At 48.5% G+C, this 24,269-nt stretch carries 21 protein-coding genes and 1 pseudogene; 9 read left to right on the top strand and 13 right to left on the bottom strand.

Annotation, left to right across the window (positions count from 1 at the left end; genetic code table 11):
• Positions 1-22: 22 nt before the first annotated feature.
• The 3 genes from ACFW2W_RS10150 to thiD form a co-directional block, all read right to left on the bottom strand.
• On the bottom strand, positions 23-187 hold the full coding sequence (locus ACFW2W_RS10150; RefSeq protein WP_378176857.1) for a hypothetical protein: 165 nt from the start codon (positions 185-187) through the stop codon (positions 23-25).
• A 9-nt stretch (positions 188-196) separates the two neighbouring features.
• Positions 197-823, bottom strand: coding sequence for a hypothetical protein (locus ACFW2W_RS10145; RefSeq protein WP_378176855.1), 627 nt, complete (start codon positions 821-823; stop codon positions 197-199).
• Between the two features lie 153 nt (positions 824-976).
• Positions 977-1,804 carry a bifunctional hydroxymethylpyrimidine kinase/phosphomethylpyrimidine kinase gene (gene thiD / locus ACFW2W_RS10140; protein WP_378176853.1) on the bottom strand — a complete coding sequence of 276 codons (828 nt, stop codon included), beginning with the start codon at positions 1,802-1,804 and terminating at the stop codon, positions 977-979.
• A 374-nt stretch (positions 1,805-2,178) separates the two neighbouring features.
• Here thiD and ACFW2W_RS10135 point away from each other — a divergent pair, with 374 nt between their 5' ends.
• The gene (locus tag ACFW2W_RS10135) at positions 2,179-2,583 is read left to right on the top strand and encodes a hypothetical protein (protein WP_378176851.1); all 405 of its coding nucleotides are present in this window, start codon (positions 2,179-2,181) and stop codon (positions 2,581-2,583) included.
• A 92-nt stretch (positions 2,584-2,675) separates the two neighbouring features.
• On the opposite strand, the gene ftsZ is transcribed toward ACFW2W_RS10135, so the two are convergent.
• The gene (gene ftsZ / locus ACFW2W_RS10130) at positions 2,676-3,953 is read right to left on the bottom strand and encodes a cell division protein FtsZ (RefSeq protein WP_378177190.1); all 1,278 of its coding nucleotides are present in this window, start codon (positions 3,951-3,953) and stop codon (positions 2,676-2,678) included.
• A gap of 254 nt (positions 3,954-4,207) precedes the next feature.
• On the bottom strand, positions 4,208-5,080 hold the full coding sequence (locus ACFW2W_RS10125; protein WP_378176849.1) for a cell division protein FtsQ/DivIB: 873 nt from the start codon (positions 5,078-5,080) through the stop codon (positions 4,208-4,210).
• Positions 5,081-5,749: 669 nt separating this feature from the next.
• Here ACFW2W_RS10125 and ACFW2W_RS10120 point away from each other — a divergent pair.
• The 3 genes from ACFW2W_RS10120 to murD all read left to right on the top strand — a co-directional run bounded on the left by ACFW2W_RS10120 (position 5,750) and on the right by murD (position 11,087).
• Positions 5,750-7,087: a P-loop NTPase fold protein gene (locus ACFW2W_RS10120; protein WP_378176847.1), complete on the top strand. Its 1,338-nt coding sequence runs from the start codon at positions 5,750-5,752 to the stop codon at positions 7,085-7,087.
• A gap of 222 nt (positions 7,088-7,309) precedes the next feature.
• Positions 7,310-9,460 (top strand): glycine--tRNA ligase subunit beta, encoded by a 2,151-nt coding sequence (gene glyS / locus ACFW2W_RS10115; RefSeq protein WP_378176845.1) that lies wholly within the window; start codon positions 7,310-7,312, stop codon positions 9,458-9,460.
• Positions 9,461-9,722: 262 nt separating this feature from the next.
• Positions 9,723-11,087, top strand: a complete 1,365-nt coding sequence (gene murD / locus ACFW2W_RS10110) for a UDP-N-acetylmuramoyl-L-alanine--D-glutamate ligase (protein WP_378176843.1) — start codon at positions 9,723-9,725, stop codon at positions 11,085-11,087.
• A gap of 24 nt (positions 11,088-11,111) precedes the next feature.
• On the opposite strand, the pseudogene ACFW2W_RS10105 reads toward murD, so the two are convergent.
• The 3 genes and pseudogenes from ACFW2W_RS10105 to ACFW2W_RS10095 all read right to left on the bottom strand — a co-directional run.
• Positions 11,112-11,366: pseudogene (locus ACFW2W_RS10105) on the bottom strand (DUF1830 domain-containing protein); the annotation flags it as partial.
• Positions 11,350-11,871 carry a pentapeptide repeat-containing protein gene (locus tag ACFW2W_RS10100; protein WP_378177188.1) on the bottom strand — a complete coding sequence of 174 codons (522 nt, stop codon included), beginning with the start codon at positions 11,869-11,871 and terminating at the stop codon, positions 11,350-11,352. The gene ACFW2W_RS10100 and the pseudogene ACFW2W_RS10105, both read right to left, overlap by 17 nt.
• Before the next feature lie 95 nt (positions 11,872-11,966).
• A complete protein-coding gene (locus tag ACFW2W_RS10095) occupies positions 11,967-12,317 on the bottom strand; it encodes a hypothetical protein (RefSeq protein WP_378176841.1) in 351 nt (116 codons plus the stop codon).
• Positions 12,318-12,499: 182 nt separating this feature from the next.
• Between ACFW2W_RS10095 and ACFW2W_RS10090 the strand changes: the two genes are divergently transcribed.
• On the top strand, positions 12,500-12,682 hold the full coding sequence (locus ACFW2W_RS10090; RefSeq protein ID WP_378176839.1) for a hypothetical protein: 183 nt from the start codon (positions 12,500-12,502) through the stop codon (positions 12,680-12,682).
• Positions 12,683-12,791: 109 nt separating this feature from the next.
• On the opposite strand, the gene ACFW2W_RS10085 is transcribed toward ACFW2W_RS10090, so the two are convergent.
• The 3 genes from ACFW2W_RS10085 to ACFW2W_RS10075 all read right to left on the bottom strand — a co-directional run bounded on the left by ACFW2W_RS10085 (position 12,792) and on the right by ACFW2W_RS10075 (position 15,453).
• Complete coding sequence (locus tag ACFW2W_RS10085) at positions 12,792-13,358, bottom strand: winged helix-turn-helix domain-containing protein (protein WP_378176837.1); 567 nt, start codon at positions 13,356-13,358, stop codon at positions 12,792-12,794.
• A gap of 207 nt (positions 13,359-13,565) precedes the next feature.
• Complete coding sequence (locus ACFW2W_RS10080; protein WP_378176835.1) at positions 13,566-14,249, bottom strand: response regulator transcription factor; 684 nt, start codon at positions 14,247-14,249, stop codon at positions 13,566-13,568.
• Between the two features lie 136 nt (positions 14,250-14,385).
• Positions 14,386-15,453: a M28 family peptidase gene (locus ACFW2W_RS10075; RefSeq protein WP_378176833.1), complete on the bottom strand. Its 1,068-nt coding sequence runs from the start codon at positions 15,451-15,453 to the stop codon at positions 14,386-14,388.
• 132 nt (positions 15,454-15,585) lie between these two features.
• Here ACFW2W_RS10075 and ACFW2W_RS10070 point away from each other — a divergent pair, with 132 nt between their 5' ends.
• Together ACFW2W_RS10070 and ACFW2W_RS10065 are read left to right on the top strand one after the other, a co-directional pair.
• Positions 15,586-16,854, top strand: a complete 1,269-nt coding sequence (locus tag ACFW2W_RS10070; RefSeq protein ID WP_378176831.1) for a sulfite exporter TauE/SafE family protein — start codon at positions 15,586-15,588, stop codon at positions 16,852-16,854.
• Between the two features lie 277 nt (positions 16,855-17,131).
• Positions 17,132-17,887: a hypothetical protein gene (locus tag ACFW2W_RS10065; protein ID WP_378176829.1), complete on the top strand. Its 756-nt coding sequence runs from the start codon at positions 17,132-17,134 to the stop codon at positions 17,885-17,887.
• 224 nt (positions 17,888-18,111) lie between these two features.
• Here the strand turns inward: ACFW2W_RS10065 and ACFW2W_RS10060 are convergent, their stop codons facing one another.
• Complete coding sequence (locus ACFW2W_RS10060) at positions 18,112-19,098, bottom strand: PRC-barrel domain-containing protein (protein ID WP_378176827.1); 987 nt, start codon at positions 19,096-19,098, stop codon at positions 18,112-18,114.
• A 52-nt stretch (positions 19,099-19,150) separates the two neighbouring features.
• Entirely contained in the window at positions 19,151-22,867 is a 3,717-nt protein-coding gene (gene smc / locus ACFW2W_RS10055; RefSeq protein ID WP_378176825.1) for a chromosome segregation protein SMC, read from the bottom strand.
• An 84-nt stretch (positions 22,868-22,951) separates the two neighbouring features.
• Here smc and ACFW2W_RS10050 point away from each other — a divergent pair, with 84 nt between their 5' ends.
• Positions 22,952-23,092, top strand: a complete 141-nt coding sequence (locus ACFW2W_RS10050) for a hypothetical protein (RefSeq protein WP_378176823.1) — start codon at positions 22,952-22,954, stop codon at positions 23,090-23,092.
• A gap of 123 nt (positions 23,093-23,215) precedes the next feature.
• The gene (locus tag ACFW2W_RS10045; RefSeq protein WP_378176821.1) at positions 23,216-24,127 is read left to right on the top strand and encodes a hypothetical protein; all 912 of its coding nucleotides are present in this window, start codon (positions 23,216-23,218) and stop codon (positions 24,125-24,127) included.
• Positions 24,128-24,269 lie beyond the last annotated feature (142 nt).

Here is a 24,269-nt window from a genome sequence, read left to right as displayed (position 1 = left end):
GCATCAATTGTGCCAACCCTAACTAACGGGTTTCTAGTAGATATCGCTGACTCATCAACGTGACAGACGTGACTAGGCAGTGAAGATGCACGGGTTTGGAAATATTTCCCCGATTTGTATCAAAGCCGTCGTTCCAGGCAAATGCACCCGGTTCTCCGACTCCCAACAGAGTCAATCCTTCCGTCAATCGGCAATCTCAACGACTATTATTCAAAAGCGGACGCACAATCAAAAAGCCGGTGCCAAACGCTGTCGCCACAATCAAAAAGATGACGATGATTAACCACCAGCCACTCACATCTGCGGAACGTTCTGGCTGAGTTGGGCGACGATACCGACCTTGTTCCTGTTCGATTACCAAGCTTTCTGAAAAATCGCTTAGTGGTGCTGGTTCAGCTTTGGGATGAGGTAAAACTTCCACTGGCGGAGCAGTAGCCGCCGGACGAGGAGAACGAGGAGGCTGTGGAGGACGCCGCTTAGGTGTTGAAGCGCTTGGTGCAGTCCGAATTTCCGGTTCAATGGAGGGAGGGGGAACTTCAACTCGACCCCCGGAGGGAAACGAAGTAACCACCTGTTGCGCGTGCAAAGCTGACTGAACAACTTTTTCGATTTCTTGTCGCAGCTGTTGATTTTCTTTAGCTAACTGCTGATTTTGGGAATTCAGAGAGTCCAGCATCGCTTGTGCTGCTTGTAACTCTGCTGAGAGTTCTTTGTAAACCGAAATTGGCACCGAGGGACGGTAGGTATTCATTGGGCTTTGGGCAGTCTGCTCGGAAATATAAGCATTTTGCATCGGCGAACGGGTCGAGGGATTGGACATCATGGATTTAGTTTAAGTTCTGTAAGGCAACAATAATGGAAAGTGAGGCGACTCTGACAGCCATTTTTTAACAAATTTGCTATTTAATCAACTAGGAATGTGCCTCAATCGATTTTTACGGTGTCAATGCTACAACCTTTTAATTCTCCGATTGTTTTAATTCTCCGATTGTAGGAGGGGAAAAAAATGTCCCACTGGCCCCTGACCCTTACCAATGGCTAAAGCGTATTTTAGAGCAGTGGTGACGTAATCTTTGGCTTTTTGAACCGCAGACCACCGATCTTTGCCTAGGGCTAGATTAGCAGCGATCGCGCTACTGAGCGTACACCCCGTGCCGTGAGTGTTCGTCGTATCTACGGTAGCGGTTTTCAAGGTTTCCAGATGCTGCCCATCAAACCAGATATCAATGCCGCGTAGATTCCCCTCCATGCCGCCGCCTTTCACTAATACAGCCGCACCACCTCCCAAATGATAAATCCGCTGGGCAGCAGCCCGCATATCATCCAATGTATGAATCGGCAACCCACTCAATAATTGAGCTTCGTAGCGGTTGGGCGTCACAATCGCTGCTTTGGGGATTAAGACATCCCGCAACGTTGCCACGGCGTCATTGTCAATCAGCAGGGCACCCGTGCGCGATACCATGACGGGATCGACCACTAAATTCTCTAGTTTGAAAGCTTCCACAGCTTGCGCTACAGCCGCAATAATCTCCCCATTGAGCAACATCCCCGTTTTAGCTGCTTGGACGCCAATATCCGTCACCACAGCCTCAATCTGGGCGACAATTGCTGCTGTCGGTAAAGCATCCACCCGCGTGACTCCCAGCGTATTCTGCGCCGTCACGCAAGTAATGGCACTGGTGCCGTGAACGCAGTGAAAGGCGAATGTCCGTAAATCAGCTTGAATGCCAGCACCGCCGCCGCTATCGGAACCGGCAATCGTTAGAGCAACAGGTACGCTTGATGAGTCTGTAATGGTCATAGTAATGGGGTATGGGGTATGGGGAATGGGGAATTAGTTAATACCAACAAACTAAGGACTACTAACAATTACCTATTACTCTAAATTTTGATGAAACTAACCTGAATTGACTTGAATAATTAGATTTTACAAATCGCTGCATATATGGTAATGCTCGATTCCCAATAAGCCGATTCGTTGGCAAATTATTGTAGTGCGGCTCTTCAGGAGCGGGTAGATTAGGGTTATGTGCCCAAAGACCTAATAGGGGGGCAGTATACGATGAGCTGCACTAATTTCCAGTTTAGGAGGAGAAATCAGTGCCAAGAGAGAGCGTGGATGTAGCGATCGCTCCCGTTATCAGTCAAGTCTTCCCACTCCTGGGATAGGTAATCATGAGGTCACAAGAAGCACTAGCTCTGGTAAAAATCTTGAGTAGTCCTCAGTCCTCAGTCCTCACTCCTCAGTCCTCACTCCTCAGTCCTCAGTCCTCACTCCTCAGTCCTCACTCCTCAGTCCTCAGTCCTCACTCCTCAGTCCTCACTCCTCAGTCCTCACTCCTCAGTCCTCAGTCCTCACTCCTCACTCCTCAGTCCTCAGTCCTCAGTCCTCACTCCTCACTCCTCACTCCTCAGTCCTCACTCCTCAGTCCTCACTCCTCACTCCTCAGTCCTCAGTCCTCAGTCCTCACTCCTCACTCCTCACTCCTCAGTCCTCACTCCTCAGTCCTCAGTCCTCACTCCTCAGTCCTCAGTCCTCAGTCCTCAGTCCTCAGCCGATCCGTTTCGTGGGAAGTTTAGAAGAATTTTGCACCCTGCTAACCAAGGCTGGATTACCCAGGTATCAATTAAAAATTAAAAAAGAAGTGTTCCATTTTTCATTTTTAATTCTTCTAGCGTTGCGGACGCCGTCTTTGGAGAAATTCCGGAATATCCAATCCTCCACCTTGTTGAGGTCTAGGCTCAAACGTGGGGGTAGAAGGAGGAACGGGTGACGGTGCAATGGGTCGCTGTGTCTGTCTGGAGGTGCGTGCCTCCCTCGCCGCCGGTGTAGACTGAGTTTCCCCGCTAAATCCAGTCGCAATGACGGTAATTCTCACCTCACCTTGCATTCGGTCATCAATCACTGCCCCAAAAATGATATTCGCATTCGGATCGACCACTTCATAGATGGTTTCGGCTGCGGCATTCACTTCGTGCAGCGTCAGGTCGCTACCGCCGGTAATGTTAAAGACGACACCTCTTGCTCCTTCAATCGAAGACTCTAGCAAAGGTGAGGAAATAGCTGCGACGGCGGCTTCTCTGGCTCTCGATTTCCCAGAACCAACGCCAATTCCCATCATTGCCGATCCCGCATCTGCCATCACGGCTCGGACATCGGCAAAGTCCACATTGACCAGTCCGGGAATCGTAATGATATCCGATATCCCTTGAACACCTTGACGCAGGATATCATCTGCTACGCGAAAGGCATCTTGAACTGGCATGGTTTCTGGAATCACTGCCAGCAGCTTATCGTTAGGGATGACGATCAGCGTATCTACCCGACCCTGCAAAGCGGCAATGCCTTCATCTGCCTGAGACGTGCGACGGCGTCCCTCAAAGGTGAAAGGACGAGTGACGACGCCTACCGTCAAGGCTCCCATTTCTTTGGCAACTTCTGCCACAATCGGTGCTGCACCCGTACCCGTACCGCCTCCCATCCCGGCGGTAATAAATACGAGGTCAGTATTTTCTAAGGCATGAGCGATCTCGTCGCGCGATTCTTCCGCTGCCTTTTGACCAATGGCAGGATTGCCCCCAGCACCTAAACCTCGCGTTAACTTCTGTCCCATTTGCAAGCGTTTAGCAGCAGAGGAGTGAGACAGCGACTGGGCATCGGTATTGATTGACCAAAACTCTACGCCACTGACATCACTGGCAATCATGCGGTTCACCGCATTGCCCCCACCCCCACCAACACCAATCACTTTAATTTTGGCGACGCTACCTAGCACGATGTTGTCACTCCTAGATTCTTCCCTGGGTGTTCCGTTGGCATCGTGATTATGGCCTAAATGTAACACGGCGTTATTAAAGGGATTTGCGCCGTCCACTGCGGGTGAACGACCTGCGTTCCCTGAGGCATTTGAGTTTTGGTGGGCAAGCCCTGGTTTACTATTGAGCGTCATTGCAATAGAAAGGGTCAATAAACAACTTTTTAGTTTAGGTAGCGATATGAGTCAACTATAGGGTAAGTTGACCCTTAAAACCAACGAGAGTCATAGTGCATTGACGTTCTTGAAGGTGACTGGCGTCAACTGTCTGAAGGCTGATACTGTTCGCAGGATGAAGGATGTTAGCGCGGCGCTTTCTTGGCAGGATGAAGGATGAATTTAGTCGAAAAGACGCCTTCTGCCTGAAGCCACTAGCGTTCCCTCTAAGCTTATAAGGTTTTGGTTTTTTTGGGAGGGTTGTCTTTTTTCATTTGAATTGCTGGGGCATCGGGGTTTTTGAGGTCAATATAGGCAATCTCGCTGGTGGAAAAATGTGCTGGCAAATCTCGCATTCGATCGAGGACGGTGAGCTGATAGGCAAACCGAGAAGTGTAAGCACCAAAATGTACCCATCCTTGCTCGGTTTTCAGAATTAAATTGGCTGGGTTTTGCCAATCAATCTCAAACACCTTGACCGGACTGCGGCTGACGGCTTGGTAAAGTGCCGACCAGTAGGGGCGATATTCATCCCGATAGCCAATGATTTTTAAGGTTGGCAAGGGGATGGTGCGCTCCAGCTCGGTGTAGCTTTCTAAGGGCATCCAGACGCCTTGTTCGTCCAACAATCCCACCAATACAGGCTGGAAGTGCGTTTTGCTGTTTGAGGAGTTTTGGCTGGAAGCAGGAGTGTGGCGCGTGTGCGTGCGGAGGGCGATCGCTACTGGCTGTCGTTCCTTGACTTGTACGGTTAGTCCTGGTGGCAACATTTGCCGGGTGACGGTGGCTTCCTTGATGGCAGGTTGTAATTCCAACTTTTCGGCGATGACTTGCGGCTGGAGCCGCAGCAAATACTGAGGGTAAGATAGGGGCAGCAGCGACCGAATCGCTTGGATTGAAAGCGTTTTATTGCCTTCAATCGCAATTTGATCGGGTTTGCGGATCACCCAGGCGGGTAAAGTCGTCACCCAAACTAAACCGCCTGCTAAACCGGCGACGAATAGCGATCGCCACATCGCTTGAAAAGATTTTATCCGTCGCTGGCGACGTAATTTTTGACGCCGTTGGCTCAATTCGGTTTGTGATACTGATGCGATGCTTGTCATCCTAACTTCTCAATCGGGAGTTTTTGGTGCTTGAGATAGACTGCACTCAACACAGCTTGGTTGTTGGTTCGCCGTAAGTTTAGGCGATGTCCCTATTTCACTTCAACGGAGCGGTTGGGGGATATGGCGCTACGCTCGCCAATCCGCTGACTAGAGAGCCAAAGTCACGATCTGTTGGCTCGGCAATTTCATCTGACAGGGCGCTGACAGAATCTTTTTCGCTCTTCAGCACGGCTGATCAGGAACTGTAGCGGGAAATTCTAACGTCTAAATATTAACGTGACAGCGTCATCATGCACTCTGCTTAGACTACAGAAAAAGAATTTGAGATTGGGGATCGCTGTTCGTCGCTAAAGTCTCGGCTTTTTCCATCGTGCGGCTTGAGAGTCGGCACGATTCGGCGACGATGAGCGCGAACAATACGACCTGGAATCGAAGAGCATCTGAGGCTCAAACTGAGGGCGATCGCGCCGTAGCAACAAAGTAGCCGGTGGTCATCCGATGGTCAGACGACGCAGGACAAGCAAACCTCTCAAATCTCCTCAATACCAGTATGTATCTGAGTGCAAGGGGGTGCGCCCCTCCAGTCCGACTGGGTCGATTTAGCGGAAGCTGTCTAGCAGTACAAAAAACAGTACAGGGATTGATCTGGATACTCAAGAGGTCGGCATGAAATTGGATTTGGAGAGATTTTATAAGGCTTGTAACCCCTCTAAGACACTAATCTTCTCTAGCGCGGAAGATCGTCCCTACTATATCGATTTCTCATCGGTGCGAGGTGGCAAAATCATTGAGGCGGTGGGGCGAACCATTTCTCGGATTTCACCCGACGATCCCACTAGCCAGTTATTTACCGGACACATCGGCTGTGGGAAGTCTACAGAGCTGTTTCGCTTGAAAGCCGAGTTGGAACAGCAGCAATTTCATGTGGTTTATTTCGAGTCCAGTCAAGAATTAGACATGGCGAATATCGATATCAGTGATATTTTGCTAGCGATCGCGCGTCAAGTCAGTGAAAGCCTGGAAGAAATTCAGATTCGACTCAAACCAAGTTACTTTTCCAATCTCTTCAACGAGATCAAAGACATCTTGCAAACTCCGATTGATGTTTCCGCTGAAGCCCAATTATCTGTCGGGATTGGCAAAATTACCGCCAAAACTAAAGATAGCCCCAAGCTGCGGGATCAGTTGCGGCAGTACCTAGAACCCCGCACCGAAGGCTTTTTAAAAGCGATCAATGAAGAAATCTTGAAACGGGCGAACGAAGAACTGAAGCGACGCGGTCAAAAAGGCTTGGTGGTGATTATCGATAACCTGGATCGGGTCGATCCTCGACCCATGCCTTCGGGAGCCACCCTGCCAGAATACCTGTTTATCGACCGGGGCGCACAGTTACGCCGCTTGAGTTGCCATGTAGTTTACACGATCCCCCTGTCCTTAATTTTCTCCAACGATTACGAAGCTTTGAAGAATCGTCTGGGGGGTGGGGTTGCTCCCAAGGTGTTGCCAATGGTGCCGGTGCGGAACCGCGATGGTCGTGATTGCGAGGCAGGAATGATGTTGCTGCGAAAGATGGTGATGGTACGAGCCTTCCCAGAAGCGAACGAACAGCAGCACCTGGAGCTAATGACCAAGGTTTTCGATGCTTCGGAAACGCTGGATCGGTTGTGCCGTGTTAGTGGTGGTCATGTGCGGAATTTACTGGGATTGCTTTACAGCTGTCTTCAGCAAGAAGATCCGCCCTTCTCGCGTGCCTGTTTAGAGAATGTGATCAAAGAATACCGCGATGATTTGGCGCTGGCGATTGACGACCAGGAGTGGGACTTATTGTTTCGGGTGGTGCAGCAGCAAAATGTGAAAGGCGATAAAGAATATCAGACGCTGCTCAGAAGTATGTTTGTCTTTGAATATCGGGATGAGCATGGACGCTGGTTTGGACTGAATCCGGCTTTGATGGAGACTCCAAAATTCAAGTCTTTAGTCGCTCTCCACCCCTTAGAAGCGTGATGCATTAATCTTGGATTAACGAAAGAGGTTAGGGGAGAGGTCAGTTTATCTGGGTACTGAGAAAGCGATCGCCTCCTATCCTTGATTACCTGTAGGGGCTTTTCGATTGCCGTGCCCCTACTCGACATTGTTTTAGATGGAGCGTGCCCTAGATTCGCAGCGCGGTAAACTGTTTAAACTAGCTGGTAACAGCCAGCCCCTGATAGTTAAAGACAGTGTCCTATGAGTACATTCTTATTAGAACTCGGTACAGAAGAATTACCTGCAAGTTTTGTGAATGATGCGATCGCGCAATGGCTCAAGCGCATTCCTGCCAGTCTCGCTGAAAATAGCTTGGCTCACGAGGCGATTGAAGTTTATGGCACACCTAGACGCCTCGCAGTGCTGATTAAAGGGTTGCCCACTCAGCAACCGGATCGAGAAGAAGAAGTCAAAGGACCACCCGCGCAGGCGGCGTTTAAAGATGGACAACCAACGAAAGCGGCAGAGGGGTTTGCGCGGAAGCTGGGTGTGGAACTCAACGCTTTAGAAATTCGCCCCACCGATAAAGGCGATTTTGTCTTTGTCCGGCAAACCATCCCCGGACGCCCAACTGCTGAAATTCTCACCCAGTTGGTTTCCCAGTGGATTTTTGGATTAGAAGGCAAGCGGTTGATGCGCTGGGGCGATGGGGAAATCAAGTTTCCGCGACCGATTGAGTGGTTGGTGGCTTTATTAAATGATGCCGTACTGCCAATTGAGTTAGTCAATGGTTCCGAGACGATTAAGAGCGATCGCATTACCCGCGCTCATCGGGTTTTGCATCCCGAAACTGTGACGATTTCTCAGGCAGATGATTATGTCAATTGTCTGCGTTCTGCTTCGGTGGAAGTAAATCCAGAATCGCGTCAAATCAAAATTCAAGAACAAGTCCAGGCTGCGGCTCAACAAATGGGTGGTTACACCGAAATCTACCCGGATTTGTTGCAAGAAGTCACTCATTTAGTGGAATTTCCTACAGCAGTTGTCGGGAAATTTGATTCCGAATTCTTGAGCCTCCCTACTGAGGTGATTACTACGGTTATGGTAACTCACCAGCGTTATTTTCCAGTTTTTAAAGCTGAACAATCCCAAGAATTACTTCCGTATTTTATCACAATTTCTAATGGCGATCCGGCTAAGTCAGACATCATCGCTGAAGGAAACGCACGGGTAATTCGGGCACGATTAGCGGATGGTCAGTATTTCTACAAAGCTGACTTGTCCCAATCTTTAGAAAACTATTTACCCCAACTGGAAAAAGTAACCTTTCAAGAAGCTTTAGGGTCAGTTCGTGAAAAAGTAGAACGACTGGTTAAAATTGCTGGTCACATTACTGAGCAACTGCAATTAGGAGTGGATGAAAGGAACAACATCGAACGAGCTACTTTACTATGTAAAGCGGATCTCGTGACTCAAATGGTGGGAGAATTCCCCGAATTGCAAGGCATCATGGGACAGAAATATGCCTTGGCAAGTGGCGAATCGGAGGCTGTGGCAACTGCAATTTTTGAGCATTATTTGCCGCGAGGTGCCGGGGATTCTTTACCCCAAACTATAGCGGGGCAAGTTGTCGCTTTGGCGGATAGGTTGGATACTTTGGTAAGTATCTTTGGGTTGGGAATGCTGCCGACAGGTTCTTCCGATCCCTTTGCTTTACGCCGTGCGGCGAATGCAGCGATTAATATCACTTGGGCAGCAGATTTACCGATTAATTTGTATCAATTGTTGCAAAAAATCGTGGCTGATTTTGTTGCCAAATATCCCAAGACAAAAGCGGAGGAATTAGTGCGGCAATTGCAGGAATTCTTCTTGCAACGCATCCGCAATCTCCTACAAGATGAGCGAAATACTGATTATGACTTGGTGAATGCAGTTCTGGGAGAAAACGATCCGGAGTATACAGAACGAGCGTTAAAAGATTTATTGGATGTACGCGATCGCGCTTTATTCCTCCAAACAATTCGCAATAATGGCAAGCTGAATGAAATCTACGAAACTGTCAACCGTTCGACTCGCTTAGCAGCACAAGGCGATTTAGATAAAGCCCAGTTGAACCCAGAGGCGGTGGTGCGTCCAGAACTATTCCAGAAAGCATCAGAACAAGCTTTTTATGATGCTTTAGTGCAGATAGTTCCACAAACTCAAGCATCTCAAGAACAGCGAAATTACCAGCTATTAGTGGATGGTTTGGCGCATATTGCTCCTACTGTTAGCAGTTTCTTTGATGGTGCTGAAAGTGTTTTGGTAATGGATGCCGATCCCAATATCAAGCGCAATCGTTTGAATATATTGGGGTTATTGCGGAATCATGCGCGGGTTTTAGCAGATTTTGGGGCAATTGTGAAGAGTTAGTAAGAAAGAGGTAGGTTGGGTTGAGGAACGAAACCCAACACTAAAATGGGTTTGATGGGTTACTCTTCGAGAAGGCTAAAGCCTTACGGCATGAACGCGCCTACGCTTATGCTCTACCCATCCTACAAATATTAGACCCATCTACTTAGCGCTATAGAGTGCGAAGGAAGAATCAGGAAGGAGGGAAATGAGTTTTTAAATACCGCGATCGCGGTATGATACAGGATTGCTAAACTAGGGACTTTGCACTGCTATTTAGTCTATGCCCATCGCTCATATTATCGGTTTGGGAAAATCGGGAATTGCCGCTGCACGGTTGTTAAAACGGGAAGGTTGGGAGGTGACGATTAGCGATCGCAACTCGTCCGAAAATCTCCGCCAAGATCAACAACAGCTTGCCAATGAGGGAATTACCGTGAAGTTGGGCTATTCCTTGGAACTCAACGGTTCCGATTTGCCCCAGCTGATTGTCGTCAGTCCCGGCGTTCCTTGGGATGCGCCGATATTAGGAGAAGCGAGGAAGCTGGGTATAGAGACAATTGGAGAAATAGAACTGGCTTGGCGACATCTCCAATCTTGTCCTTGGGTAGGCATTACTGGCACTAACGGCAAAACTACTACGACAGCTTTAGTTGCGGCGATTTTTCAAGCGGCTGGTTTCCATGCTCCCGCCTGCGGCAATATCGGCTATGCTGCTGGTGAGCTAGCGTTGGCAAAGCCTCCAGATTGGGTAATTGCCGAACTCAGCAGCTATCAAATCGAGTCTTCTGCTACAGTTGCACCCAAAATAGGGGTTTGGACAACCTTCACACCAGATCACCTCAGCCGTCATAAAACCCTAGAAAACTACTACAACATTAAGGCACAGCTACTGAGTCAGTCTCAGCAGCAAGTGTTGAATGGAGACGATCTGGAACTGCGAAAAACTGCACGCGATCGCTTTCCCAATGCTTACTGGACAAGTGTGAAAGGTAAAGCCGATCTGATTCGTGAAAAAGGTTTCTACATCGAAGACGGTTGGGTTGTAGAGACGCCAAATTTGGCATCTCTACCAGGTGAAAAGATTGTGCAAGCATCGGCGTTGCGGATGGTGGGAGAACACAATCTGCAAAATCTGCTGATGGCGGTAGCGGCGGCGAGACTGGCGGGAATTGAGAAAGAGGCGATCCAAGAAGCGATCGCTAATTTCCCCGGCGTTCCCCATCGCCTGGAACACATCCGCACGCTAGCAGGAATCGACTTCATCAACGACAGCAAAGCCACAAACTACGACGCCGCCCAAGTCGGATTAGCTTCCGTCAACAGTCCCGCGATTTTAATTGCTGGTGGTGAAGCCAAAGCGGGTGATGACACCAGTTGGCTAGAGACGATTCAAGCCAAAGCCACCGCCGTATTACTCATCGGTGACGCCGCATCTGCCTTTGCCAAGCGACTGCAACACGTTGGCTATTCCAGTTACGAAAGTGTGCAAACGATGGAGAAGGCTGTCCCCAGAGCGGCTGAATTAGCTCAAGCTCATCATGCTAAAGTTGTCTTACTTTCTCCTGCCTGTGCCAGTTTTGATCAATACCAAAACTTTGAGCAACGGGGCGACCATTTCCGCCAACTTTGCCTTGAGTTACTGTAGCAATTAAACAAGTTGAGCCGTCAATTCTTTAACATCTAGCTGATAGCAAGGGATTGTATCCGATAGAATTGCACTGACTATCATACTCGTATGAATTTGTAGCTGAGCATAAGGCAGCGCTTCAAACAAAAGGCGTTCTTTTGGAAAAACAACCCGTTCAAAGTACCAATTTGGGATATTCGCAATCCGAGCAATCTGAATTTTTCTGGTGGAATTAATATAACAGCAGAGAATTCTATCAGAACAATTGGAAGGTAAAGAATCAAGTATCTGAGTCATAACTATCTGTTTTTGTAAGGCTGAGGATTAATGAATATTGCTTGGTCTGGGAACTCCTATCAATTTTGTTGATAGCCCGTTGATTGATTAAGTTGTCAGTTAATCGGTTAAAAATTTTCTCATCAGGCATTTTTGCCCCAGCCAAATTTGCGCCATTCAAGTCTACTCCAATTAGAATAGCTCCCAGCAAATTTGCTCCAGTCAAGTTGGCTCGATTTAGTTTCGTCCCCCTTAAATTGGCATTACAGAGATTTGCTTGATTCAAATGTGCCCGACTCAAATCTGCCAAAGTTAGGTTGGCGTCAGTTAAGTTTGCCTCACATAAATTCGCCCCCATTAAATTTGCCGCAATCAGGTTTGCCTCACTCAAATCTGCTGCACGCAGGTTAACTCCTTTTAGGTTTGCCCCGATCAACTTGGCTCGATGAAAATTCCTCTTCCCGGCTGCATATTGCTTGAGAAGTTCATCAACATCCATAATCCTTAACCCACTTATAAGTTGCACCAAAAAAAAGCTCCTCAAAAACCACAACAACATTCACTTTTTAGTTGAAAATCGAAGCAGAATTGGCTCTAAAATTTACAACCTTCGGCTGTTATTTATAATTTGCTGTTGCAGTCATTTCTTCCCAGGAGAGACGTTGAGGGAGAGGTCTGTCGGGTCAAGTCTTGGCTTAAGTGGGTAGGTGATTGTTTTACATCAAGATTAAACTGAGCAACAGTCATTTTGTTGTATTCGTCCTGCATAAATTCATACAGCATCCAAAACCATTTATCTCGATATGGCGTCCCTTGAGGACATTCTGAAGCCATTTTAAAGGAATCTCTCATTGATACTAGAAACCCATATTTATTTACGTCTTCTTCCTGTAGACACTTCCTCCGCCAATAGCTTGTAAGAGTATCTAAAGTAGCTTCGTTAAGCAGATAAATCTCTTTGTTTTGACTCATATTGAATTTTTCAACAGAATTTGTTGTCCTGAATAAACTGCTTTGAATAATCTCCGAAAATTAACTAATTAGATAGATGAAGAAGCAGCATAGCAGATGCTTTTTTAGTTGGAGATTGTTCGCTTAACGTTGGTTACAGTAACTTCTTTCTATCTGTCGTAGTTGTAACCCTGACTTAACTTTTGCAAGAGTTTTTAGATTTGGCATTTCCTGGTAGCAATGACTACAAAACCAGTAAACTTTCCCCAAACCAATATGGCGGACTAAGGAGTGAGAACAGCAAGGACAAAAAGACATATTTATTTCCTATTGAAGCTCTTTTGGGCAAGTTAAAACGAAAAGGTGAAAAAAATGGGAAGAAGTAAAGTTGGATGTTCAAACTCTATTTCTGTAAAATAACACCCAAAAGTGAAGAAGTCGGGAAGAAGTAAAGTTCAATTTAATTAACGTAACAATTCTTAATGACAGAGGATCCTATTGGAGGCGATAACCTACGCCATAAACGGTTTCAATCAAATCAGCGGGAGCGCCTGATGCTTGCAGTTTCCGCCGTAAATGCTTAATGTGAGCCTTGACTGTCTCTTCTTGAGGTGTCTCTTCAGGCTGCCAAAGGCGTTTGAGAATCTCATCTCGCCTCAATATGCAGCGACCCTTTTGCAGGAACAGTTCTAGTAAGCCACACTCTTTGGCGGTCAAATCTAGAGGTTGAGCGGCATAGGTGGCTTCAAAGGTAGCCGGATTGAAGCGCAAGTCTCCCCACTTCAACACCGACTGCAAAGCCGAACCCTCTGAGTACATTAATGTCTTGGTAGAAGCTAATAGCTTTGTCAGTTTTTCTCGCTCTTGTCTGAGTTTGATTAGGCTATCTTGTTGGGTTTTTAGGAGTTTTTCTTGTCTGATTAGAGCTTTTTGTTGAGCTTCCTGGTTTTTTTGCCTTATAAGTCGGTTTTTTTGGCTTGTTTTCTGTGCTTTTTGTTGTCTTACGCTATCTTTTGATTGATTGAGAGAGCTATCGGCATCGTTAATATTGAGAGAATTCATCTGTCTCCGGTGTAAAACGAAGCTACACTAGCTAAGTAGAAATTGGGTTATCTAGAAATTTGTAGACCTCAATCGCCGCGATCGCATAGACCTACTTTTTGACGTTAGACCCAAAAAGTGAAAATCTTGGGTAATTGTGTAATTTACGCGATCGCCGCTAGACTTCTCCATCCGGTTTGCGATCGCCATCGCTTCGCTTAGCGCTGCTTAAACTTGAGAGTACTGTTTCAGGCGATAGCCCAAACCGTAAACCGTTTCAATCAAATCAGTCGGGGCACCGAGGGCTTGCAATTTCTGCCGTAAACGCTTGATATGGGTCTTAATTGTTTCTTCTTGAGGGATTTCTTCAGCCGACCAAAGGCGATCGAGAATAGCACTCCGACTCCACACACGGCAACCATTTCGCACTAACAACTCTAGTAAGCGATACTCTTTTGCAGTCAGCGGCAGAAGATAACCGGCATAGGTGACTTCACAGGTAGCCGTATTACAGCACAAGCTTTCCCATTCAAGTACAGGCGGCACGGTTATAGTGCTTCGGCGCAGTAAAACACGGATGCGAGCTAATAACTCTTGCAGGTCAAAGGGGTAAACGACATAATCATCTGCGCCTGCATCTAGTACCATTACCTTCTTAGCAACGCTATCCTGGGTCGTCACAATTAGGATAGGTGTGCGATCGCCCATGCGCCGCATCTGTTGACAAAAGCTGATATTGTCCAACTTCAGCAAGGACAAATTTAAGATAATCAAGTCGTAGGGAAAAATTTGCGATCGCTCCCATCCTGTTTGACTATCGGGGGCAAAATCAACTACATAATTTTGGTCAACAAGCGCTTGTTTCAGGGTTTTAGCAAGGTATTGCTCGTCTTCCACTAGCAGAATTCTCATTAAGAGCTTCACTTAAAAGTGAAAAACTAGGGAAAAAGCCGGGGATTTCTCTAGAGTATCACTGACGAGTTTGTTAAAGCATCCATCTTTAGCACAAGATGAAAAGAATGTCAATAATCTTGGACAAAATTGCCAGTTATTGCCGAAAATTGTAGCCAGATGATTGTGAGGAGGTGGATGGATCGGATTCCAGGCGATCGCTCTCCAACAGTTGAGTTGTGGCGATCGCAACGATCTGGGCGACTCCTTGAAAGAACGGTCGATCCAGAGTGGTGGGCGTATCGCTGGGCTGATGGTAGTGAGGGGTACGCAGATTCGCCGTATCGGTCAACAGTACTGCACCCACTCCCCGATACCAGAACGGCGCATGATCGCTACGCAACACATCGGGGGTCATGATGCCTTTTAAAGGTACGGGTAGGGTGAGAACGGCAGGTAAGCCGGGTTGAGCGGACTTTTTAAAAGCGTCTAGCAGTGGCAAGTGTTCTGTGTCGCCGACGACCGCCAGAAAGTCGCCTTTATCGGTGGGTGGAGTGATGGGCAAACCAGAGGGAAGTTTCTGGCAGCCGGGGGTGTAGCAAGCATAGCCCACCATATCCATGACGATGACGCCGCGCAGGTTATCTAAATTCGTCTGCTTTGCTGCAAAGGCAAGACTGCCCCGGAGTCCCAATTCCTCTTGGTCAAAGAATGCCAATTGTAACGTCCGGGGAGTGGGGCGGGAACCGAAAAGACGAGCCATTTCCAGAATTACGGCAACGCCGCTGGCATTGTCATCGGCACCAGGAGAACCGAGAACGGTGTCGTAATGGGCTGCGATGAGAACGGTGCCTGCTTTCTTGTCGGTGCCTTGGCGAGTCGCAACGACGTTGACGCCGCCCTCGAAGGGTTGTAATTTGGGCGACCAACCCAATTTTTTGAGAGATTGGGTGAGATATTTGCGGGTGCGATCGCGTTCTGTCTTGGTGTAGCGCTGAAAGTTTAATGCTTTGACGTGCGCCATCAGCCGCTTTCCGTCTACATTCGGGGCGTTGACGGGTTTCTCAGACGCCACTGCCACGTCGAAATGCTGGACTGGAGGTGCTGGAGTGCTTTCTACCCGGCTTTCGATGACTGGCTGCGATCGCTGCTGGAAGAATTCATGGCTGCTGACGACGACGGCGATCGCTACCAGTGCTAACACCGAGACTATCCATTTCCTCATGTTTCTACCTAAAATTACGGTTTGTTTATCGCCGTCCCCCTTCCAGACCTAGAATAACGACTGAGGGAGTTGGGTCGATTCCAGCTTTCGACCGAACCAGCCGCTCTTCGAGGTTTCTAATAAACAAACACAATGTTGGATTTGTTGCTAGTTATGGCTCTGGGATTTTTGGGGAGTTTTGGTCACTGTGTGGGAATGTGTGGCCCTCTCACCGTAGCGTTTTCCCTTTCCCATCAGCAAAATACCGCCCCTAGCTGGCAGCAACAACTATATTTTCACGGGCTATTAAATTTGGGGCGGATCGTCAGTTATACCCTGACGGGTGTTGGACTGGGGGCGCTGGGTTCTCTATTAATTGCCGGAGGGCAGCTGGCGGGGATCGGGAGTGACTTGCGACGCGCGATCGCTATTTTCACCGGACTGATGCTGATCTGGTTTGGCTTGGCGCAGATTAAACCAGATTTCTTGCCTCGGTTCCCGATTTTACATCCCCTCAAGGAAGGCATCTGGCACAATCGTCTGAGCGCCGCAATGGTCAAGTTGTCGCTGAAATCGAGCCAGCCGCCGCCAAGAATGGCATCCGCAAGCGATCGCCCCTCCTTAACACCGGCTTTATTAGGGCTGGTTTGGGGTTTAATTCCCTGCGGATTCTTGTATGCGGCTCAACTCAAGGCAGCGGAAACTGGCAATCTCTGGATGGGGGCAGCAACTATGCTCGCTTTTGGGCTGGGAACGCTGCCGATGATGCTGGGCGTCGGAGTGTCGGCATCTAAATTAAGTGCTGACAAACGCAGCCAGTTGTTTCGGTTGGGCGGTTGGGTAACGCTGACCATTGGCATCCTCACCCTGATGCGAACCGGCGACACAATGGTAGATTACACGGGACACGCGGCGTTACTTTGTTTGATGCTGGCGCTGATTGCCCGCCCGATTAGCCGCTTCTGGTCACAATTGTTACATTACCGCCGCGCCTTGGGAGTGGGAGCTTATGTGTTGTCCCTTGCCCACACCTTACATATGGTAGAGCATACGCTGAACTGGAATTTCAACGCGGTGTTTTTTATGTTGCCGGTGCATCAATGGGGGATGGGCGCGGGAGCGATCGCATTGGCATTAATGACTCCAGCGGCAATCACCAGTTTTGACCGGATACAGAAATCTTTAGGCAAACGCTGGCGACAGCTTCATCTGCTGGGCATTCCAGCGTTTCTCCTGTGTGTGATTCATGCGGTGCTAATCGGTTCCCATTACCTCGGTACTTTAGAGGGGACTTGGGCGAATCAGCTTGCTGTTGTGCTAGTGGGAATGGTGGCGTTGGGTGTATTACTGGTGCGAGTTCGCTGGATTTGGTCACTGTTTTCACTTGAAAAATTATATGTCCCTCCTCCCCAGTCTCGGTAAAAGTCTCAGAAGATCCCCCGTGGATAAGATACCGTTGGCGGATTTTAAAAACCTAATCCCGCAATCCCCTTCCCTCGCCTACGGTGTACACACAAGTCTTTTTGAACTTGCCAGTCCCGTTTTGATCCCCCCAACCCCCGCGCTAACGCGCCGCTATAGCGCGTTAGCGCATGGCTTCGCTAACGCTAGAAAAAAGGGGGGAAATCAAGTCAAAGTCCCCTTTTTTAAGGGGGATTTAGGGGGATCGATCAACGTTTTGCCACTTAACCAAAGATGTGTGTACACGGTAGATCCCCTCGCAGGGAAGGGAGAAAACGTAGAGACGCGATTAATCGCGTCTCTACACAGTCGAGGAGGAGTTAGGGAGGGGTCAAACTCCTTACAAATTGACCAACCGTATCTTAATCAGAAGGGTTGGGGGAATCGCGGGTATTTGTTGCAGACAATCGGTGAAACGGTGTTATTCCTGACACTACTGGTTACACCCGCTGCTGCCCATAAGGTGCAGATTGCCGAAGATGTGGGCGGCACCCTGCACATCGAACCCAATGACAACCCCAAAGCTGGAGAAGCTTCTCTTACCTGGTTTGCACTCACTCGCCAAGGGGGTCAAGTCATCCCCTTGCAGCAGTGTAATTGCCAGTTAACCGTCTACTCTGAACCCCGCACCCCAAACGCCTCACCCGTCTTTTCACCCCCGCTCAAAGGCATTTCAACAGAAAGCTATCAAGGCATTCCGGGTGCCGAGATTGTCTTCCCCAAGCCGGGGACTTATCAGCTACAACTCAGTGGAACACCCGCATCGGGAGCGAATTTCCAGCCGTTTGAGCTGAAATTTCCTGTTACTGTGGCAGCAGGGACGGCGGTACCAAAAGCCAGTCAATCTAGCCAGCCATCTAGTCAGGAGCAAGTTCCTGCCAATAGCTTAGCTTCGGCTAGCGCAAACAGCTTCAAATCCGCTAGCGCGATGATCGCTTTGTTCGTAATTCTCGGACTGGGAATCGCTTGGCTTGTCTGGCGGCGAGGAAAGTGAAGACGCTGGGAGACATTTTGAGGCGATGTGCAATTTTCCCCAATGTAAAATCCCACCCGATGCTTCTTGTCTTAGAAGCATCGGTGGGACGGATGCGATCTATGGCGGTTTTCACTTGAGTGCATACAACTCGGAACCTCACCCCCAACCCCTCTCCGTAAACCGAGAGGGGGGAAGATTGAACTCCTCCCCGTGAACGGGTAGGGGGAGGGGTGGGGTTAAACTTAATAGGTGCCGTCTTCGTACTCTGGCGCTTTGGTTTTTTCAGGAATGTTTAGGCGGGGTGCTTTGTAAGGCTCTGGCTCCTCGGCATCGTCCCAAACATCTTTCTCTTCGTATTCGTCTTCTTCGTACTCCTCGTCGTCGTATGGCTCAGATTCCGCATCAGGTCGATCTTCATAGCGAACGCCCCGCGTTTCGGTTGTCGCCTCGCTCCAGTTATCCTCTTCGTCGTCTTCTTCGTAATAAATGGATTCGGCTTGGCGCTTGCGAATTGGCTCTGGTTCTGGTTCGTCCCACTCGTCCTCATCCCAGCGGTTTTCAACGACAGGGGTAGAAGTGCGAATTGGCGTTACTGTCGGGGTGCGAACGGGGATGCCAGTTCCCAGCTGCTTGTCCGATGCCACCGTCGGCTGGAAGTAAGCTTCCTCATCTTCCCGATCCCAAGGCGCTCTGCCAATGCCCAGACGCTCCAAAACGCCCACCGTTAGCTGAACCAGACGCTCTTCGGAGCCTTCAAATACAATTAATCTATTCGGACCACTGCTGACAATTTCCTCAATCGGCAGCTCATAGGTGCTAATCACCTGGTCGGGAATTTGCGGTAGCCCCAAAGATGCCACGATCAATGAGTAAACTTTGCCACTGTCAGGATCGAACTTGAAACTCCGGACTCTCCCTAGAAGTTCGCCCGTTTCCGTAATCACTTCGCTGTTGATCAGGGTGCTGTAGGCATCAATGTCGATATCTTCAATAACATTGTCATCTTCAACCAAGATCACATCGCCCATCTGACGGATGCTATTGAGGAGCATATACCGGGGCATTCCAGCAATCGAGAGCAGGTTGTCTCGCAAACCGAGCGCTACAACCTTGCGCTGATCGATGTCTACCAATAGCTCCTTGACAACACCCACGCGCTTACCAGTGTCGCGGGTGATGACTTGGGTATTTAAAATGTCGGAGCGTTGACGGATTTGTTCAGATGTCATTGGAGGCCGAATCCCGATCTCGAATCCTATTAGTTACTCATACTAATTCAAATCATACAGACTCTTTTTGAGACTGCAATTTTAGTCCCAAAACTTGGGTGTAAGCTCCTCGCGCCTGAGTGACGCCGATCGTGCGTTCAGATGACTCAATCATAGGGCGTCGGAGACTCACAACAATAAACTGCGCCTGCATCGCTTGTTGTTTAATCATTCTAGCTAATCGCTCTACGTTTGCCCCATCCAAAAACATATCGACTTCATCAAAAGCATAGAATGGCGAGGGACGGTAGTGTTGCAGGGCAAAGATGAAACTCAGGGCGGTGAGGGATTTTTCGCCGCCGGACATGGAAGCAAGCCGCTGTACGGGTTTGCCTTTGGGGTGTGCAACGAGGTTTAAACCTCCGGCGAAAGGATCTTCAGAATCGTCGAGTTGTAAGTAACCATCGCCATCGGAAAGTTCGGCAAATATTGACTGAAAGTTTTGATTGACTGCGTCGAAGGCTTCTTGGAAGGCGCGGCTTCGGAGGGTGGTGAAATTTTCAATTCGCAATAACAATTCGGTGCGTTCTGCTTCTAATGTTGCTACTTTCTGAGTGAGTTCCTCCAATCGTGTGGTGGTACGTTCGTATTCTTCTAACGCCAGCATATTGACGGGTTCCATTGCTTGCAGGCGTTTGGCGATCGCGCGCATTTCTTTTTGCAATTGTTCGAGTTGAGCCGTTAACGAGTCAAAGGCGATCGCTTCTGTCTCAGTAGAACCAGGATTGACAAGCATTGGCACTTCTGGTACCGGATCGGGTAATTCCGCCTGTTGTGCTTCTAGCTGCGGTTGCACGGTGGCTAAGGCTTCCCGGTGCTGTTGTTGGGTTTCTTGGAGTTTTTGCAGTTGCCATTCCAGCTGCTGTTGGGAAAGATGACGCGATCGCAGTTCTTGTTCTGAGCGATCGCGTTGTTGTTTAATTTCCCCTAATCTCTCTTCTTGCTGTTTTAATGCAGCTTGCGTTTGGGCAATTTGAGTGCTGAGTGCTAAGTGCTGAGTGCTGAGTGCTGTTAACTGATTTTGTTGCTCTATCTGTTGTGTGCGATACTCTTGCAAGCGCTGTTGAGATTCTTGGATTTTTTCTTGCGATCGCTGTTGCTGATTTTCCAAATCTTTTAATCTTTGCTCGGCAACACGAAGCGCTTTTTCCCGTTCTTGCAGCTGTTGTTCGCCGGTTTTAATCGTCGCCTGAATTTGTTGCCATTCGCTAGAAGTTTGGGATTGTTCTAATTCTGCTAAAGCTTGCCGCAATTGTTGCAGTTGTGCTTCCTGCGCCGGTAATTCGGCATCGAGAGAGGCTAAGCGAGACTCAGCGGTGTTAAATTCTTGGGTATTTTTAGAAAGAAGCGATCGCGCTTGTTCCGCTTGGGCAATTAAATTCTTAATTTCTTTGTGCAACTGTTCGCATTGCAGTTCTTGTTCCCGCCGTTTCGCCTTCGCCTCCGTCAATTCTTGACTCAGATGCTTTGCTTTTGCGGTCAGAGAATTGATAATCTCACCACAACGCTCTAAAATTCGCTCAATCTCTTGCAAGCGATTTCTTAACGCTGCTGCTTCCGCTGATTCTGCCGCGTCAGCCGTCCCAAAATGCAGCCCGGAACGTTGATTGCTACTGCCACCCGTCATCGCACCGCTGCTTTCCAACAGTTCCCCATCCAGGGTGACGATCCGATGCTGCCCCAAGTGACGACGCGCATCATTGAGCGTTTCAAAGATAACGGTGCTGCCGAAGACGTAGGCGAAGATATCCCGATACCGAGCCTCACAGTCAATCAAATTCACCGCATAGTCAATAAATCCATTGGCATAACTCAGGGCTACGGTTTGGGAAAATCGCGGCGGCTGAATTTTATTCAGGGGTAAGAAGGTGATCCGCCCTGCCCGTTTTTGTTTCAGCAGTTCGATTCCTGCCGCTGCCACGCCATCATCTTCTACCACCAGATTTCCCAGACGCCCACCAGCAGCGGTTTCCAGTGCCAGCTGATAGCGGGGTTCCACGCGCCCTAGCTGGGCAACTAAGCCGCAAACGCCGGGTAATCCAGATTGCAGAATCACTTTGGTGGCGAAGGTGCCTTGCGCTTCTTGCTCGGCTTGGGCTTGAGCTTCGAGTTTATCCAGTTGGCGCTGTTTGTCCCGTTGCTCTTGCAGCAGTCGCTTCTGAGTCTCTTGCTGGATTTGCAGTTCGTGTTCGGCGGCTGCCAGAGATTGCTCTAAGGATGCGATTTCTTGGGCATAATCATTGAGTTGTATTTCAAAATCAGCCAATCGAGACTGTTTTGTGGTATTATCTGGCTCAATTGTTTGTAAAAGCTGGCTTTGCTCCTCAATTTGCCGCCCCAAGTTGGCATAACGTTCTCTCAGTTGCGCTTGCTCTGTCCGTTGCGGTTCAACGGTTTGCAGTAAAGTTTCGATTTGGCGGTTGAAGAGCGTTTGTTGCTGTACCCAAGCTTCCGAGGCGGCTGCGATCGCGCTGGCGGCTTCCCGTCTCTGCTCTAAAACTTGCTGCGCTTCATCCCGTGCGGCGCGTAGAGAGGCGAGCGATCGCGTCTCTACATCGTTCTCCTCACTCAGATGTTGCAGCGTTTGCTGGTGTTGTTGAAAACTTCGCTCCTCTTGTTCTATACTCGCTGTAGTATTCTGAGCCGCTGTTTCTAACTCGCGCTGCTGGCGTTGAGACGCACGCCGTTCCGCTTCCTGAGTCGCAAGCACCGATTGCAAAGCTAGGAGTTCTTCTTCCCCCAAAGCTTTCACACGGGCATTCAGTTGGTCAAGTTCTGCCGTTGTTTGCTGGATTTGAGCGTTGAGGGCAGTCAGTTGGGTGGTTAACTCAACGGAAGTGCGATCGCCTGCTGCGATTTGCTCCTTGAGGCGTTGCTCTTGTTGTTGAAGACTTCGCCATTTCAGCACAGCTTCCCACTGTTCTTTCTGCTGAAGTTCTGCCCGAAGCTTTTGGTATTTTTCAGCTTTGATGCGATCTTGAGATAAGCGATCGCGTTGGGCAACCAGTTCCGCCTCCACAATGCGACAGCTATCTTCCCGTTCCTTAACTGAATCTAGCGTCTCCTTCGCCTGCACAATTTTCCGATCGAACGTCGCCACTCCAGCCAATTCATCAATAATTTCCCGCCGTTCTCGCGGGTTCATAGAAATAATCCCGGTGACATCCCCTTGCAGCACCACGTTGTAGCCTTCTGGATAAATCCGCAGGCGGTTCATTTGTTCGTGAAGTTCCGTGAGGTTGCAGGATGCGCCGTTGATGTAGTAATTCGACGTGTACGTGCCTTGCTGAGTGACTCGCAGCTTCCGCGTCACACTCCATTCTGAGTTATCATTTCTCCCTCCCTTTTTAAGGGGGGGTAGGGGGGGATCGTCATCCCCATTTTTAAGAGGGGGCTGGGGGGGATCGTCAAGATTTCCTCCTTGCCCATTCTGCGTTTCCTCCTCCTCTGAGAAGGCATCCGGTACATCCGACAAATCAAACGTCACCGTAACGCTAGCTTCCACCGTGCCGCGATGGGTTTGGTTGTGATTCACCAAATCTGGCAAGCGTTCCGCCCGCATTCCCTTGGAACTGGCGAGTCCGAGGCAAAACAGCAGCGCATCAAGGATATTCGACTTCCCCGAACCATTGGGGCCAGAAACCACGGTAAACCCCGGCAGCAACGGAATTGAGGTGGTGCCGCCGAAGGATTTGAAGTTACTGAGTTCCACTCGCTTGACATAGACCATAGGCGCTGGTCAATTAGGCTGTTCAGGTAGGTACAAGTGTATCAGTGTAATGATTCTCAACAGGTTAGCACGGGGAATCGGTGGATGAAAGATGATCGAACCGCAGAGGGCGCAGAGAACGCAGAGGAAGGGAGTAGCGGCGAATTTGGTTGTCTGGGTATAGTGCGATTATGCCCAGATCGAGGTGGCGATCGCTTCATTCACGATTTACTGCGCGTTTCATAGCGTGTAGCGAAATATTTCATCCCAATGTCTTGACTTTTAAAGAAATTTAGTTATTTTTTTAAAATAGCCAATTTCTGGATGTATCCTTGCTTGTGTCTATTATTTTTTCACTTTTATCTAACAATGTATACACTAGGAAACCAGCCAGATCAACAACAAACAATGTATTGGTTGCGCTGGCTAAATCAAAAACTACAAGCTGAATCTAAAACTGAGTTTGCACTTGAAGAAATACAGCCTAAATGGTTAGATAAAAACGCTCAGAAGTGGTTCTATCGCATTGGTTTGGGGCTGATGCTTGGACTGACAATTGGGATGATTTATCTGTTAATCGGTCTAGTAATAGGTGGTCTGATGTTTGGGCTGATGGTTGGTCTAATGCTTGGACTAGCGTTGGGACTAATGTCTGGACTCCTAATAGGCGCAACTGCTGTGATAAGTTTGGCACTTCTAAGTGGGCTGGGTAATGAAATAAAACCTGTGGAAGCGATTACCAAATGGTCTTGGGAAAAAGCTAAAAAGCGGATAGGCTTAGCTTTGTGGACAGGGCTTGGTACTGGAGTGAGTATAGTAGTTCATTCTGGAGAATTTGTTAGCGGGCTAGTTGTAGGGTTGATTATGCTATTGATTAGCATATTAATCATTGGATTTAGTGGTTCTGAAAATAAGTCTAGAACTATTCCAAATCAGCTGATTTGGGAATCAGCAAGAAATACCGTAATTTTTACTTTCATTGGTGCGTTATTCGGTGGAATCGGGACAGTATTGCTTCAGCTAATAACCCAACATTCAGTAGAACCAATCTCAGTAATGATGGCTGCGTCTATCTTTGGAATAGGATTGGGAATGTTTTGGGGTGGAATGACTTGCATTCAACATTTTGTACTGCGTCTAGTTCTATGGCAAAGTGGCGCGATTCCCTGGAATTATGCCCGTTTTCTTAATTATTGTACTGAGCAAGGATTTTTAGAAAGAAAAGGCGATCGCTACCGTTTCACTAATGACTTGCTGCAATCTGATTTTGCCAAAATGTAACTCTATCATTCTGAGCAGAGTCCTGAGCGATAGTGAAGGAACGGCGCGAAGAATGACATCCATTGAAATATGCCGCAGATCGATAGTTTCTGTAAGGAGTGAGAGGATGCGATCGCTTCATTCACGACTTGCTAAGAGAACA

The organism is Coleofasciculus sp. H7-2 (assembly GCF_042747725.1).
In the GTDB taxonomy this organism is placed as follows: Bacteria; Cyanobacteriota; Cyanobacteriia; order Cyanobacteriales; family FACHB-T130; genus FACHB-T130.
Note: the sequence above shows the minus strand (reverse complement) of the source record. Positions and strands in the feature narration are given on the sequence as shown.

Bases quoted from the DNA above. Each gene is read 5' to 3' on its own strand.
- ACFW2W_RS10145 (WP_378176855.1), bottom strand. From the start codon at position 823: ATGATGTCCAATCCCTCGACCCGTTCGCCGATGCAAAATGCTTATATT.
- ACFW2W_RS10085 (WP_378176837.1), bottom strand. From the start codon at position 13,358: ATGAATTCTCTCAATATTAACGATGCCGATAGCTCTCTCAATCAATCA.
- ACFW2W_RS10075 (WP_378176833.1), bottom strand. From the start codon at position 15,453: ATGAGGAAATGGATAGTCTCGGTGTTAGCACTGGTAGCGATCGCCGTC.
- ACFW2W_RS10060 (WP_378176827.1), bottom strand. From the start codon at position 19,098: ATGACATCTGAACAAATCCGTCAACGCTCCGACATTTTAAATACCCAA.
- ACFW2W_RS10120 (WP_378176847.1), top strand. From the start codon at position 5,750: ATGAAATTGGATTTGGAGAGATTTTATAAGGCTTGTAACCCCTCTAAG.
- ftsZ (WP_378177190.1), bottom strand. From the start codon at position 3,953: ATGACGCTCAATAGTAAACCAGGGCTTGCCCACCAAAACTCAAATGCC.
- ACFW2W_RS10050 (WP_378176823.1), top strand. From the start codon at position 22,952: ATGAAAGATGATCGAACCGCAGAGGGCGCAGAGAACGCAGAGGAAGGG.
- ACFW2W_RS10070 (WP_378176831.1), top strand. From the start codon at position 15,586: ATGTTGGATTTGTTGCTAGTTATGGCTCTGGGATTTTTGGGGAGTTTT.
- smc (WP_378176825.1), bottom strand. From the start codon at position 22,867: ATGGTCTATGTCAAGCGAGTGGAACTCAGTAACTTCAAATCCTTCGGC.
- ACFW2W_RS10125 (WP_378176849.1), bottom strand. From the start codon at position 5,080: ATGACAAGCATCGCATCAGTATCACAAACCGAATTGAGCCAACGGCGT.
- ACFW2W_RS10045 (WP_378176821.1), top strand. From the start codon at position 23,216: ATGTATACACTAGGAAACCAGCCAGATCAACAACAAACAATGTATTGG.
- ACFW2W_RS10135 (WP_378176851.1), top strand. From the start codon at position 2,179: ATGAGGTCACAAGAAGCACTAGCTCTGGTAAAAATCTTGAGTAGTCCT.
- glyS (WP_378176845.1), top strand. From the start codon at position 7,310: ATGAGTACATTCTTATTAGAACTCGGTACAGAAGAATTACCTGCAAGT.
- ACFW2W_RS10080 (WP_378176835.1), bottom strand. From the start codon at position 14,249: ATGAGAATTCTGCTAGTGGAAGACGAGCAATACCTTGCTAAAACCCTG.
- murD (WP_378176843.1), top strand. From the start codon at position 9,723: ATGCCCATCGCTCATATTATCGGTTTGGGAAAATCGGGAATTGCCGCT.
- ACFW2W_RS10095 (WP_378176841.1), bottom strand. From the start codon at position 12,317: ATGAGTCAAAACAAAGAGATTTATCTGCTTAACGAAGCTACTTTAGAT.
- thiD (WP_378176853.1), bottom strand. From the start codon at position 1,804: ATGACCATTACAGACTCATCAAGCGTACCTGTTGCTCTAACGATTGCC.